The organism is Pseudomonas sp. AD21 (genome assembly GCF_002878485.1).
Taxonomy (GTDB): domain Bacteria; phylum Pseudomonadota; class Gammaproteobacteria; order Pseudomonadales; family Pseudomonadaceae; genus Aquipseudomonas.
Map to the genome: position 1 here is coordinate 87,434 of NZ_NQYG01000013.1, position 12,221 is coordinate 99,654.

The 12,221-nt window shown below is 60.4% G+C and carries 16 protein-coding genes; 15 read left to right on the forward strand and 1 reads right to left on the reverse strand.

Annotation, left to right across the window (positions count from 1 at the left end):
- The first annotated feature begins 8 nt into the window (after positions 1 to 8).
- From PseAD21_RS11055 to recX, 15 genes are all read left to right on the forward strand, one after another.
- Positions 9 to 1,160 carry a phage tail protein gene (locus PseAD21_RS11055; RefSeq protein ID WP_102355695.1) on the forward strand — a complete coding sequence of 384 codons (1,152 nt, stop codon included), beginning with the start codon at positions 9 to 11 and terminating at the stop codon, positions 1,158 to 1,160.
- A complete protein-coding gene (locus PseAD21_RS11060; protein WP_102355696.1) occupies positions 1,157 to 1,672 on the forward strand; it encodes a phage tail protein in 516 nt (171 codons plus the stop codon). The genes PseAD21_RS11055 and PseAD21_RS11060 overlap by 4 nt, the downstream gene beginning before the upstream one ends.
- A 138-nt stretch (positions 1,673 to 1,810) precedes the next feature.
- Positions 1,811 to 2,905 (forward strand): phage tail protein, encoded by a 1,095-nt coding sequence (locus tag PseAD21_RS11065; protein WP_102355697.1) that lies wholly within the window; start codon positions 1,811 to 1,813, stop codon positions 2,903 to 2,905.
- 8 nt (positions 2,906 to 2,913) lie between these two features.
- Positions 2,914 to 3,480 carry a tail fiber assembly protein gene (locus PseAD21_RS11070; protein ID WP_102355698.1) on the forward strand — a complete coding sequence of 189 codons (567 nt, stop codon included), beginning with the start codon at positions 2,914 to 2,916 and terminating at the stop codon, positions 3,478 to 3,480.
- 22 nt (positions 3,481 to 3,502) lie between these two features.
- Positions 3,503 to 4,426, forward strand: a complete 924-nt coding sequence (locus tag PseAD21_RS11075) for a hypothetical protein (protein ID WP_102355699.1) — start codon at positions 3,503 to 3,505, stop codon at positions 4,424 to 4,426.
- Entirely contained in the window at positions 4,426 to 4,899 is a 474-nt protein-coding gene (locus PseAD21_RS11080; RefSeq protein WP_102355700.1) for a phage tail assembly chaperone, read from the forward strand. Before PseAD21_RS11075 ends, PseAD21_RS11080 begins: the two co-directional genes overlap by 1 nt.
- Complete coding sequence (locus PseAD21_RS11085; RefSeq protein ID WP_102355701.1) at positions 4,899 to 5,786, forward strand: phage tail protein; 888 nt, start codon at positions 4,899 to 4,901, stop codon at positions 5,784 to 5,786. Before PseAD21_RS11080 ends, PseAD21_RS11085 begins: the two co-directional genes overlap by 1 nt.
- Positions 5,787 to 6,233, forward strand: a complete 447-nt coding sequence (locus PseAD21_RS11090; protein ID WP_102355702.1) for a phage tail assembly chaperone — start codon at positions 5,787 to 5,789, stop codon at positions 6,231 to 6,233.
- An 18-nt stretch (positions 6,234 to 6,251) separates the two neighbouring features.
- Entirely contained in the window at positions 6,252 to 7,412 is a 1,161-nt protein-coding gene (locus PseAD21_RS11095; protein ID WP_102355703.1) for a hypothetical protein, read from the forward strand.
- Positions 7,412 to 7,666: a hypothetical protein gene (locus PseAD21_RS11100; protein WP_102355704.1), complete on the forward strand. Its 255-nt coding sequence runs from the start codon at positions 7,412 to 7,414 to the stop codon at positions 7,664 to 7,666. Before PseAD21_RS11095 ends, PseAD21_RS11100 begins: the two co-directional genes overlap by 1 nt.
- A gap of 33 nt (positions 7,667 to 7,699) precedes the next feature.
- Entirely contained in the window at positions 7,700 to 8,266 is a 567-nt protein-coding gene (locus PseAD21_RS11105; protein WP_102355705.1) for a glycoside hydrolase family 19 protein, read from the forward strand.
- A complete protein-coding gene (locus PseAD21_RS11110; protein ID WP_102355706.1) occupies positions 8,245 to 8,763 on the forward strand; it encodes a lysis system i-spanin subunit Rz in 519 nt (172 codons plus the stop codon). The genes PseAD21_RS11105 and PseAD21_RS11110 overlap by 22 nt, the downstream gene beginning before the upstream one ends.
- A 67-nt stretch (positions 8,764 to 8,830) precedes the next feature.
- Positions 8,831 to 9,331, forward strand: a complete 501-nt coding sequence (locus tag PseAD21_RS11115) for a CinA family protein (protein WP_102355741.1) — start codon at positions 8,831 to 8,833, stop codon at positions 9,329 to 9,331.
- Positions 9,332 to 9,414: 83 nt separating this feature from the next.
- Positions 9,415 to 10,473: a recombinase RecA gene (gene recA, locus PseAD21_RS11120; protein ID WP_102355707.1), complete on the forward strand. Its 1,059-nt coding sequence runs from the start codon at positions 9,415 to 9,417 to the stop codon at positions 10,471 to 10,473.
- Between the two features lie 8 nt (positions 10,474 to 10,481).
- On the forward strand, positions 10,482 to 10,952 hold the full coding sequence (gene recX, locus PseAD21_RS11125) for a recombination regulator RecX (protein WP_102355708.1): 471 nt from the start codon (positions 10,482 to 10,484) through the stop codon (positions 10,950 to 10,952).
- A 55-nt stretch (positions 10,953 to 11,007) separates the two neighbouring features.
- On the opposite strand, the gene PseAD21_RS11130 is transcribed toward recX, so the two are convergent.
- The gene (locus tag PseAD21_RS11130) at positions 11,008 to 12,126 is read right to left on the reverse strand and encodes a TIGR00730 family Rossman fold protein (RefSeq protein WP_102355709.1); all 1,119 of its coding nucleotides are present in this window, start codon (positions 12,124 to 12,126) and stop codon (positions 11,008 to 11,010) included.
- Positions 12,127 to 12,221 lie beyond the last annotated feature (95 nt).

Sequence of the window (12,221 nt, forward strand, 5' to 3'; positions counted from 1 at the left end):
GTGACGGGATGGATTATCCGAACAGTGTGCCCAGTGCCGGTCTGGTGAATGGCAAGTTTGTCGATGAAAACCCGCTGATGGGAACACCGGGATCGTTGATTCCGGCAGATTGGGGCAACGGTGTTACGCAGGAAATCATCAACGTGATCAAGGCCGGGGATCTGACCCCGGACGAGAAGAAATACGATCAGTTGCTGCAGGCGATTCAGAGCGTTTCGGCCAAGGGCTGGAATCTGGATTCGGCGTTGCCGATCGGCTCTTTGCCGACCGCGACGGTGGCGACGCCGGACGGTCGTCTGGCGATCACTCCGGCAGCGGTTTCCACGGGTGGCGGGCGGGTATCGATACCGGCCGGTGTGCTGATCAGCCTTGGTCAGGAGGTGGTGGCCGGGCAGTTGGGGCGTGCGCGTACGTTCACCACCCAGGTGTGGAGCAGCCCCGATCTGCTGCCAAGCTCCGGTTACTTTTTGCGGGCGCAGGTCATGGGGGGCGCGCTGACTTTTTACATGCAGCGCGGCACGGTCTATGACGCTACCCCGGAAGGCTTGAAGGGCACGGTCAATGGTGCGGCGGGTGGCGGCTTCCAGTCGACGCCACTGGATCTCTGCCTGGCGTGGGTCGTCACGGCGGGGCCGGGTTCGATACCCACTGTCAGAGCCATCTACAACCGCAGTCGGTTGTCGTGGACGCAGACGGTCAATGGCAATGGCGTGGTTTATCTGCCACTTGATCCGCACGCCCGTGCGGCGCGGCTGGTGGTGGGTAACCCGACGCCACATCCGACCGGGATTACCAGCGTGAACTTTGCGCCGACCGGATGGTTGGGGGGTAACTACTGCTACCTGAACCCGACCGTCGGTACGTCCAACAACTGGGATGGCTGGGCAACGCCCGGTGGCGCGGCGCTGATTTTTTCCAGCAACGTGGTCAGCGATACAACGGTGTCGACATTGACCGCCAGCTTCGATCACAACGAATTGCGCTCGCTGTGGCAGGCCTATCAGGCCGAACACACCTGGGGCGCAGGCACTGCCGCCAGTGACGAATTGCTGTTCAGCATGGGGCTCAAAAGTGTCGGTCCGGCCGATTATGCCAATGGCATCGCGGTCAACTTCGCTGCGGCGGTGAATGTGAATTTTTCCTGGGAGTTGATCCGATGATCATCATTCAAGAGCTGCATCAGTTCGAGGAAGGCTTGCGTCCGGCCCAGCCGTCCAGTGCCCATGATTGGGATGGAGAAAAATGGCAGCTGAATGCCTCCAGAGTCGCTGAGCTGGAACTGCAGGAAGCCGAGCAGCTGTGTTCCAAAGTCGACGCGGCGGCTGACAGTGCACGCGCCGCTTTGGCTGGCGACCCGCTCAAAGCCATGGAGTATGCGCAGGCCGCTGCCGACGCGCAGGCTTATCAGGACGCCGGTTATCCAAAAAAGGAAGTGCCGTTGTCAGTCGCAGCATGGGTGGTCAAAGGTCGCACGGCCAAACAGGCTGCCGAGCAGATCCTGAGCAAGGCCGATCAGCTCACCGACCATCTGCTGACCCTGCGCACCTTGCGCCTGAAGGCCAAAAACCAGATCCGCGCGCATGCAGCTAAAGGCAATCTCGATCTGGCGCGCAGTGCTGGCGATGACGCATTGGCGGCGATTCGCGAATTGCTCGGCAGCGAAAACCGCTAGTCGCCAAACCTTGGTTCTGCAGCACCCAAGCCCACTTCGCCGTGGGCTTTTTATTTTCAGAAAACAGACCGCTATCGGGCTCTCAGTAGTGAGCCTGACGACGCGGTTCATTTGTTATTTCAGAGGAACGAAAGACCTATGGATTATCCAAAAAGCGTCCCCAGCGTCGGCCTGGTCGATGGCCGCTTCGTCGATGAAAACCCGGTGGCAGGAACCCCGGGTTCGTTGATTCCAGCGGTGTGGGGCAACAGCGTGACTCAGGAGATCCTGAGTGTGATTACCGGCGGCGGTCTGGTGGCTGCCGAGGCGGATACCGGGCAGTTGTTCAAGGCAATTCAGTCGATTATCGGCAGCACAAGTCCGATGCGTTCGGTCATCACTCGACTGGCTGCGTCGAAAACGCTGAGCGACGCCGAACTCGGCCTCGTCCTGATCGATGGCAGCCCGGGTCCTGTGACCTTGCTGCTACCGCCGGCCAGCGCCGCACTCGGTGTGCGCGACGTGATTGTTCGGCGAGTGGACAACAGCGGCAATCGCATGGTCATCCAGGCATCGGGCACGGATCGCATCCGCTTTCATACGCATCTGGCGGCCAGCGGCTATCCATTTTTCGTATTGATGGGCGGCGGCGACTGGTGGCATTTGCGCAGCGATGGCGCCGGCAGTTGGTGGCCGGTCGGGCGCTTTGATAACACTCCACTGGGCCGGCCGTTTTTCGAGACGACCATCATGCTCAGCCCCGGCGGATACGGTGCACTCAATGGCACCGTCATGAAGCGCGCCGAGTGGCCATGGCTGTGGGATCACGCCCAACAATCAGGGATGTTGGGTGCAGAAGCCTTTCGGGCGAGCACCGAGGGCAAATGGACCACTGGTGACGGTGCGACGACGTTTCGCGGCCCCGATGGGCGAGGGGAGTTCCTGCGGGTTCTGGACGAAGGTCGGGGTGTGGATTCCGGGCGTGCGATGGGTACGTTTCAGCCTGGGTCGACGCACTCGTATGCAATGGGGGCGAATGGCGGCGGCGCCGTCGGATCACGCTGGACGGACAGCCTGACAGCGGTCGGGGCAGATACTCGAGAGGAACCTCAATATATTTCGGGGCTGAGTAATGGCGGCCCGATTTATCCAGTGAATACAAGTTACCAAATGGATCCGGCAGCGACTCTGCTGTACGCCTTCAAATCCCGCCCTCGCAACATGGCCTATCCCGGCCGCATCAAACTCATCTGAGGCACTCTATGTTCAATTATCTATTTGATGGTTCGGGCGCTCTGTCCGGGCCTGTCGAGTTCATCGCCACGCCGGGCATCGGTGTCCAGTTGCCGGGCAATGCCGTTGAGCTGGCGTACGAGTTGCCTGAGCCGGAAGCCGGTCGCAGCTGGGCGCTGATCAACGGTGTACCACGTGAAGTGATTGACCGCCGGGGCATGGTTTATCGCAAGGATGGCGGTGCTCAACAGATCTGGACCGAGCTGGGTGAATTGCCAGAAACCCTGACCGCACAGCCATGGCCTGGTGAGTTCCACATCTGGCGCGACAGCGTCTGGGTGCTGGATGAGCAGGCTCGCTTGGCGAGCGTCAGACAACAATCTCTCGACCAGCGCGACGTTCTCCTTCGCGACGCCGTCCTGCGCATCGCGCCGCTGCAATACGCCGAAGACATCGGCGATGCCAACCATGACGAACTACTGCTGCTGATCGAATGGAAGCTCTACAGCGTCGAGCTGAACCGTATCGAAAAACAGGCCGGGTTCCCCGATGAAATCACTTGGCCGGTCGCCCCCGGCGCAGGCGTAGCCAACTGATTGCAGCACAGGGAGCAATGCAATGGATTATCCAAAAAGTATTCCCGGCGTCGGCCTGGTCAACGGCGGTTTTGTCGATGAAAACCCGGTGGCCGGTTCACCGGGATCGTTGATCCCCGCCGCGTGGGGCAACAGCGTCACGCAGGAAATTCTCAACGCGATCAAAGCTGCCGGGCTGACGCCTGATGAAGCCAGGACGGATCAGTTGGCAACGGCCATCGGTGCGCTGGTCGACTTCAGCAAACTGAAAAATACCCCGACCACCTTGGCCGGGTACGGCATCACCGATGCGGTGGGCCGGTTGTTGGCGGTCCGGCAGATCGAGACGGTCGGGATCACGGTTTACAAACCCAATCCCAGGGCCAGACGGATTCGTGTGCGGCTGGTGGGGGCGGGAGGGTCTGGCGGTGGGTGTACGCCTGTGCCGGCAGGTAATCAAATCCTTGGCGGCGGTGGCGGTTCCGGTGCTTACGCGGAAAGCCTGTATGACGTCACCGCACAAATGCTCGCCGGCGTACCGGTTTCGCTGGGCGCCGGTGGTGTCGTCAGCAACACCACAGGCCTGGCGGGTGGTGGCGCTTCGTTTGGCGCCTACATGAGTGTTTCGGGCGGCGGTGGCGGGCAGAAACTGGCGGTCGTGGTCACCGGTACTTCATCCGGATTTATCCAGGGCGGGGTGGGCGGAGCGATTACCGGCGGCAATTTGTGCAGCGCTCGCGGTATCACGGGTGGGTTCGGGATGAGCAACGCCAATTGGGGATTGCTCTCAGGTTGCGGGGCTCCGAGCCCCTTCGACGGCGGGGCATCCTTTACCGGATCCAACACGGCCGGCAACGCCGGCATCCGTGGCTCGGGTGGCAGCGGTTCATGCTCGGTCAACGCTTCGGCGTCAGTCGTCAGCGGTGCTGGCGGTGACGCCTTCTGTGAAATCTGGGAGTACGAGTAATGGCCCGTTATGCACGAGTGGAAAACGGTGTCGCGGTCGAGGTGATCGACACCGGTGACTACGCGATCACCCAACTGTTTGCTCCCGCTTTCGTCGAGACGATGGTGCAGGTGCCGGGCGACATGCAGATCGAAATCGGCGCGCCCATCGGTGAACTGCGCCCTGAGATTGCAACGTTGCCGGCAATGGAAAGTCCGGCCGTTACCCATGAAACCGTTGTCGCGGAGCAAGAGCCTCTGGCGGCCGCGCGCACTTGGCGCCAGTCCAGCCTGGCAGCCACCGAATGGTGGGTGACACGGCATCGCGATGAGCAGGAACTGGGGCGCGGGACGACGCTCAAGGCTGCGCAGTATCTGGAACTGCTGGAGTACCGCCAGGCGCTGCGCGACTGGCCTGATTCAAGTCATTTTCCTTCGACAGTTTCCCGACCCTCGACCCCGTCATGGCTCGCTTTCAGAGCAGGAGAAAAGTAATGGATTATCCCAATAGTGTTCCCAGCGCTGGTCTGGTGAACGGAAAGTTTGTTGATGAAGACCCGATCAAAGGCTCGCCGGGCTCTTTGATTCCTGCCAGTTGGGGCAACGGTGTTACCCAGGAAATCCTCGGGGTGGTGCGGGCCGGGGGGCTGACGCCAAGTGAGGCGTCGAATACTCAATTGCTCGGCGCTCTGCGCAGCAACCAATTGTTCCAGACGGCTGCACCATTCGATGCCAGCCGTTCGGCAGCAACGTCTGAGTTTGTCCAGCGCGCGCTGGGCAATTACGCCGGGGCGCGTGGTGTGTCTGCCGCGACGCAACTGACGGCAGCGGATGTGGGCTGGGCGATTGGTCTGGGGGGAAACTCGGCGTACACCGTAACCTTGCCGGATATCACCACGGTCCCTAACGGTGCGACGATCGGCTTTCACTGTCGCAGTAATGCCGTGATCACCGTCGCTTGCATGAGTGGCACACAAATAAGCCCGCAAGGCGCCTATTTGACCTCGATTGTGATGAACAGCGGCGAGAGTGCCAACGTTGTCAAAGAGAACGGCATCTGGACGGTTCATGGCACGGCCAGTCTGAAGTATGCCGCGCTGTTTTCCGGACTGGTGAGCAACCCCGGATATCAGAAACATGCCAGCGGCAATATCGATCAGTGGGGCTCGGGAATGTCGAATGCCGAGGGCAATGTGTACGTGACATTTCCGATCCCGTTCCCAAGGGGCTATTTCTCGCTGGTGGCAACCCATTCGGGAGGCGATGCGGCGATGGTTGCTGTGATCGCATACAACCAGCAGGGCTGCACGCTGAGAATTCGCAATGCTGCCGCTCAAGTGAGCGCAGGTTGGTCTGTGAACTATTTTGCAAAGGGGTATTGAATGAACCCGTTCAATGTTTTGTTCAGCGCCAGCACCCGGAGCGCGTATGTGCCGGGTATCAACTCGACGGATATTCCCGACGACGTTATTGAAATTCCTCAGGGCTATTGGATCTCGCTGCTGCAGCAATTGGCGGTCACTCCAAAAATGATTGGCGTGAGTGCCGATAACGGCTATCCGATTCTGGTCGATCCGCCGCCACCCTCGCCGGATGAAGCCGCTGACGCCGAGCGTTCCTGGCGCACGGCGCAACTGGCCGCCACCGACGGTCTGGTGGCCCGTGACCGCGATGAGCTGGAGGACGGCGGCGGTACCACGCTGACCACCGAGCAATACGCGCAATTGCAAACCTATCGCCGTGAGTTGCGTGACTGGCCGCAAGGCTCCTTCTTTCCGTTCAGCGAGCATCGGCCGGTAGCGCCGCAGTGGTTGGCTGCTGTGGTCTAAGTCTTCAAGGATGTTGAAATGGACTACCCAAAAAGTGTTCCCAGCGTCGGGCTGGTGAATGGCAAGTTCGTCAATGAAGATGTTGTTGCTGGGTTGCCGGGATCGTTGATCCCGGCAACTTGGGGCAATAGTGTTACCGATGAGCTGTTGAACGTCGTCAAATCCGCAGGGCTTGAACCGAGCGAAATCGACTCCACGCAACTGGTGCAGGCGCTGAAAAAAATCAGTCAGGCCGGTGAAGACAAGCATGCTGCAGACATCGGTGCGGCCAATCTGTACATGGCCAACTACGTGCCGGCCATCACGGCGTTGAGGGACGGTTTGGCGCTGCGCTTTACTGCCGGCAACGCCAACTCGGGGGTGAGTACGTTTGCCCCGAATGGCTTGCTGCCAAAGCCGCTGGTGAGTCTGGCAATGAGCGCCTTGCGCCCGGCCGAAGTGGTTGCCGGCAGTGTGTGTTCGGTGGTTTACAGCGCGGCGCTGGACAGTTGGGTGCTGGTGTATGCCAGCGGTGGCAATGGCCTCACCGGACGGTTACTGGGCATTAAGACGTTTACTGCGTCCGGTACTTACGTACCCGCAGCGGGCATGAAGAATGTGTGGGTGAAAGTGGTCGGTGGCGGGGGCGGGAGTGCAGGCATTGTTGGCACAGCCGCTTCCCAGTATTCGCTTGCTGGTGGAGGGGCTTCTGGCAGTTACGCAGAAGCCTGGCTTTCGGCCGCAACGGTGGGAGCCAGTCAGATCGTCACAGTTGGGGGGGGTGGCGCCGCAGGCTTGATCGCAACCGACGCCGGAGCGGGCGGAACCAGCTCTTTGGGATCGCTGGTTTCAGCGCCTGGCGGTGCGGGTTCGACCTCGTTGGGTTACACCAGCTTCCCAGGGACCGGCCTGTATGTCGGTGGGTATCCGGGCCAGGCTGCGAAAGGTGGAAACATCGTCAACATGGCCGGATCTGCCGGTTCGACAGGTATATCCATCAACGCGTCGACCTTGGCCGGGCATGGTGCCAACTCGCCCTTGGGCAGTGGTGGTGTTGCCAGCAGTGCGCAGGGAGCAATCGCGGCACCTGGCTCCGGGTTCGGTTCCGGGGCTGGCGGCATTGCCAACGCCCCCAGCCAACCAGGCAGGCCGGGTGCTTCCGGAGCCGCTGGCACCGTAATCATCTACGAGTACGCCTGATGAAAACCTACGCACGTATCGTCAACAACACCGTGGTCGAACTGTTTTCGACTGACGGCAACATGGCCGAGATGTTCCATCCGGATCTGCTGTGGGCCGACATCAGTGACATGACACCGTTACCGCAAATCGACTGGAGCGCCAACTTCGGCACTCTCGGCTGGGTGTTCGCGGCCCCCATAGTCGCGGCACCGAACAACACCCTGACAACTCTGGCAAAAAAATGGCTGGCGGGTATTAGCGCTCAACCATGATTCAATCGGAACATCCAGGGAGGATTACGCATTATGCAAATTACAGAAGACAACCTTAAAACCATCATGCCCAACGCCCGCAGCCAAGCGGGCGTTTTTGTTTCTGCGCTCAACAGCGCCATGGCCAGCCATTGCATTGATACGCCCAAGCGTGTCGCTGCATTTCTCGCGCAAATCGGCCACGAGTCGGGCCAATTGCAGTACGTGCGGGAGCTGGGCAACAACCAGTATCTGAGCAAATACGACACTGGCACGTTGGCGCTTCGATTGGGCAACACCCCGGAGGCGGACGGCGACGGCCAGAAGTATCGCGGTCGCGGGCTGATCCAGATCACCGGTCGCAGCAATTATCGTCAGTGCAGTCTCGGCCTGTTCGGTGACGAACGCTTGCTGTCGCTGCCGGAGTTGCTGGAGCAGCCGCAATGGGCGGCGGAATCCGCCGCATGGTTCTGGGAGCTGAACGGCTTGAACGAACTGGCGGATCGCGAGCAGTTCAACAGCATCACCCGCCGGATCAACGGCGGGTTGAATGGCTTGCAGGATCGCCTCGACATCTGGGCGCGGGCGAGGGCAGTGCTATGTCCATCTCCTGGCGCGTAATCGGCGTTCTGTCGTTGGCTGTGATTGCGGCCGCGCTGGCCTGGCACGTTCAGGACTGGCGCTATGGCCGCCAACTGGCCGAGCAGGCGCGACTGCAGGCCGACACCCTCAATCAACTGACCTCGGCCGCCGCCACCGCGCAGCAGGCTGAGCAGGACAAGCGTCTGGCCCTCGAGCAACGCCTCGCCGCCAGTGAACAAACCCACTATCGAGCCATGAGCGATGTCCAACGTGATCAGGATCGCCTGCGCGATCGTCTTGCCACTGCTGATCTGCGCCTGTCAGTCCTTATCGACGCAGGCGACGCTGCCCAAGGCTGCGGGGTGCCAGCCACCACCGGCCCCGGCGGCGTGGATCATGCAACCGTACGCGCCCGACTTGACCCGGCGCATGCTCAACGAATTATCGCCATCACCGACACCGGCGACCGTGGACTGATTGCCCTGCAGGCGTGTCAGGCCTATGTCAGAGCGCTGGCGCCTGAACATTTTGAATGAGTCTGTGTATTGAAAGCGCAACCGGCTCGTGTACGGTGAAGGTATTCCACCCGATCCGGAGCGCACCGTGAAAGAGATCACTCAACTGGCCGCCGACCTTGGCCGACGTCTGCAATTGCTCAATGCCCACGTCACCACTGCCGAATCCTGCACCGGTGGCGGGATTGCTGAAGCGATCACGCGGATTCCGGGGAGTTCGGCCTGGTTCGAGGCCGGTTACGTGACCTACTCCAACCGCCAGAAAACCCAGCAACTGAATGTCCCTGCCGAATTGTTCGGCACGGTGGGGGCGGTCAGTCGCGAGGTGGTCGAGTCGATGGTGCGTGGCGCGCAGAAGCACAGCCTGGCGCGGTTTGCCGTGGCGGTCAGCGGCGTGGCCGGCCCTGACGGCGGCACACCGAACAAACCGGTGGGCACCGTGTGGCTGGCCTGGGGCGTGGGCGATGCGGTTTCCAGCGAGGTCCAGCACTTCTCAGGTGGCCGCGACGAAGTCCGCCGACAAACGGTGAAGGCCGCGCTAGAGGGGCTGTTGCGACTAGCGGCACGAGAAATCGAAAATCAGGGGTAGGCGATCCGCGAACGCTGTGGAATAATACTGGCTACTTATACAGGTGTTGGCCGTCAGGCCTTATTGATTACGTGAGGACTTTAATGGACGACAACAAGAAGAAAGCCTTGGCTGCGGCCCTGGGTCAGATCGAACGTCAATTCGGCAAGGGTGCCGTAATGCGTATGGGCGATCAGGACCGTCAGGCGATCCCGGCCATTTCCACTGGCTCTCTGGGGCTGGACATCGCACTCGGCATCGGCGGTCTGCCAAAAGGCCGTATTGTTGAAATCTACGGTCCTGAATCCTCCGGTAAAACCACGCTGACACTGTCCGTGATCGCCCAGGCTCAAAAAGCCGGCGCGACCTGCGCATTCGTCGACGCCGAACACGCCCTCGACCCTGAGTACGCCGGCAAACTGGGCGTCAATGTCGACGACCTGCTGGTTTCCCAGCCGGACACCGGCGAGCAGGCACTGGAAATCACCGACATGCTGGTGCGCTCCAACGCCGTAGACGTGATCATCGTCGACTCCGTGGCCGCTCTGGTACCGAAGGCTGAAATCGAAGGCGAAATGGGTGACATGCACGTGGGCCTGCAGGCTCGTCTGATGTCCCAGGCGCTGCGTAAAATCACCGGTAACATCAAGAACGCCAACTGCCTGGTGATCTTCATCAACCAGATCCGCATGAAGATCGGCGTGATGTTCGGCAGCCCGGAAACCACCACTGGTGGTAACGCGCTGAAGTTCTATGCTTCGGTCCGTCTCGACATCCGCCGTACCGGCGCGGTGAAGGAAGGCGACGAAGTGGTTGGTAGCGAAACCCGCGTCAAGGTTGTGAAGAACAAGGTGGCTTCGCCGTTCCGTCAGGCCGAGTTCCAGATTCTTTACGGCAAAGGCATCTACCTCAATGGCGAGATGATCGACCTGGGTGTGCTGCACGGTTTCGTTGAGAAGTCCGGCGCCTGGTATGCCTATGAAGGCACCAAGATCGGTCAGGGCAAGGCCAACTCGGCCAAGTTCCTGGCAGACAACCCGGAAGTCGCAGCGAAGCTTGAGAAGCAACTGCGTGACAAACTGCTGACACCAGCAGTGATCGCTGACTCCAAGGCTTCTGCGGTCAAAGAGACCGAAGACGACCTGGCTGACGCTGATATCTGATCGCAGCGATGACCACCGCCGTACTCGATACCCTCGTCGCGGTGCGGCGAACCGCCATGGACCTGCTCGCTCGACGCGAGCACGGTCGAGTCGAACTGACGCGCAAACTGCGTCAGCGTGGCGCTGAGGCGCAGATGATCGAAACAGCCCTCGACCGTTTGACGGAAGAGGGGCTGCTTTCCGAAGCCCGTTATCTTGAAAGTTTTGTTTCCTACCGTGCCCGTTCCGGCTACGGCCCTTTGCGTATTCGCGAAGAGTTGGGCCAGCGCGGTTTGCAGCGCGCCGATATCGAACTCGCCCTGCGCGAAAGCGGTATCGACTGGCAGGGGCAGCTTCGGGATACGTGGCAGCGAAAATTCTCCGGGCAGTTGCCCATTGATGCCAAGGCGCGGGCCAGACAAGGCCGGTTCCTCGCGTATCGGGGCTTTTCGATGGAGATGATCAACCGCTTGTTCAGCGGCAGAGGGATGGACGATTAAGACGCTTCACTAAAAACGGCCCGCTATGAAAATAGCGGGCCGTTTTTTTTTGCCTTCAAATTACCTTGGATGGCTCACGTGTACGTTGTGTGGTCTGCGGTTTGGTGTGGGCCCAGTTCTCCGGGAGATTGATGTAATCCACCAGCTCCCTGAGTCGGCCGTGATCCCGGGCATTGAACGCGAAGGCCAACCGCACCAGATGGCTGTACTGCGCTTCGTCGTGTTCCTCGCCGCTGTAGGCGTGTTGATGGAACTGGTCACTCAGGCACAGGTCGGCGAAAGCTTCCTGCATATGCTCCAGCGCCTGGTCGCTGAGTTTGTGATTCATGCGAATCACGAACTGGCGCTTGAGCCAGCGACTGGAGTGGAAGTTGCTGTAGAACTGATTGATCTGCTCCACGGCCTCATCGACGTTGTAGACCAGCCGCATCAGTTTCAGGTCGGTGGGCAGGATGTAGCGATTGTCTTCGAGTTGCTGGCGAATGAAGTCCAGTGCGCCCTGCCAGAACGTTCCGCCGGGTGTATCCAGCAACACCACCGGCACTAATGGGCTTTTTCCGGTCTGGATCAGAGTCAGTACTTCCAGTGCCTCGTCCAGGGTCCCGAACCCGCCAGGGCAGAGCACCAGTGCATCGGCTTCCTTGACGAAGAACAGCTTGCGGGTGAAGAAGAAATGGAACGGCAGCAGGTTACCGGTGCCGTCCACTGTCGGGTTGGCATGTTGCTCGAAGGGCAGGGTGATATTGAACCCGAGGCTGTGATCGCGACCGGCGCCTTCGTGTGCGGCGGCCATGATCCCGCCACCGGCACCGGTGATGACCATCATGTCCGAGCGCGTCAGGGCCGCGCCAAGTTCCCGGGCCATTGCATACAGCGGATGCTCGATCGGCGTGCGCGCCGAGCCGAACACGGTGACTTTGCGTCGTCCCTTGAATTGTTCCAGCACCCGGAACGCCTGCTCCAGTTCGCGCAGGGCTTGCAGGGTGATCTTGGCGTTCCAGCGGTTGTGATCTTCCTGAGCCATGCGCAGCACGGTCAGGATCATGTCGCGATAAATCGGCAGGTTCGGGCTATTGGGGGAAACCTGGTTGAGTTGTTCTTCGACCTTGCTGATGAGGTCGGGGCCGCTTTCCTGAAAATGACGGCTGAGCAGGTCATTCGGTTGGTAAGGCATTCAACGTCTCCTTCTGCACAGAGCTTGTGGCCCTGACGTGCGGCGTCAGTGCCGCGCTGCAAATAACACACACTCGGCAGCTCCTTTTTCTGCCG

Excerpts from the sequence above, each read along its gene's own strand:
- PseAD21_RS11085 (WP_102355701.1), top strand. The coding sequence starts at position 4,899 with ATGGATTATCCCAATAGTGTTCCCAGCGCTGGTCTGGTGAACGGAAAG.
- PseAD21_RS11075 (WP_102355699.1), top strand. The coding sequence starts at position 3,503 with ATGGATTATCCAAAAAGTATTCCCGGCGTCGGCCTGGTCAACGGCGGT.
- PseAD21_RS11100 (WP_102355704.1), top strand. The coding sequence starts at position 7,412 with ATGAAAACCTACGCACGTATCGTCAACAACACCGTGGTCGAACTGTTT.
- recX (WP_102355708.1), top strand. The coding sequence starts at position 10,482 with ATGACCACCGCCGTACTCGATACCCTCGTCGCGGTGCGGCGAACCGCC.
- PseAD21_RS11070 (WP_102355698.1), top strand. The coding sequence starts at position 2,914 with ATGTTCAATTATCTATTTGATGGTTCGGGCGCTCTGTCCGGGCCTGTC.
- PseAD21_RS11130 (WP_102355709.1), bottom strand. The coding sequence starts at position 12,126 with ATGCCTTACCAACCGAATGACCTGCTCAGCCGTCATTTTCAGGAAAGC.
- PseAD21_RS11055 (WP_102355695.1), top strand. The coding sequence starts at position 9 with ATGGATTATCCGAACAGTGTGCCCAGTGCCGGTCTGGTGAATGGCAAG.
- PseAD21_RS11060 (WP_102355696.1), top strand. The coding sequence starts at position 1,157 with ATGATCATCATTCAAGAGCTGCATCAGTTCGAGGAAGGCTTGCGTCCG.
- PseAD21_RS11095 (WP_102355703.1), top strand. The coding sequence starts at position 6,252 with ATGGACTACCCAAAAAGTGTTCCCAGCGTCGGGCTGGTGAATGGCAAG.
- PseAD21_RS11105 (WP_102355705.1), top strand. The coding sequence starts at position 7,700 with ATGCAAATTACAGAAGACAACCTTAAAACCATCATGCCCAACGCCCGC.
- PseAD21_RS11110 (WP_102355706.1), top strand. The coding sequence starts at position 8,245 with ATGTCCATCTCCTGGCGCGTAATCGGCGTTCTGTCGTTGGCTGTGATT.
- recA (WP_102355707.1), top strand. The coding sequence starts at position 9,415 with ATGGACGACAACAAGAAGAAAGCCTTGGCTGCGGCCCTGGGTCAGATC.
- PseAD21_RS11065 (WP_102355697.1), top strand. The coding sequence starts at position 1,811 with ATGGATTATCCAAAAAGCGTCCCCAGCGTCGGCCTGGTCGATGGCCGC.
- PseAD21_RS11080 (WP_102355700.1), top strand. The coding sequence starts at position 4,426 with ATGGCCCGTTATGCACGAGTGGAAAACGGTGTCGCGGTCGAGGTGATC.
- PseAD21_RS11090 (WP_102355702.1), top strand. The coding sequence starts at position 5,787 with ATGAACCCGTTCAATGTTTTGTTCAGCGCCAGCACCCGGAGCGCGTAT.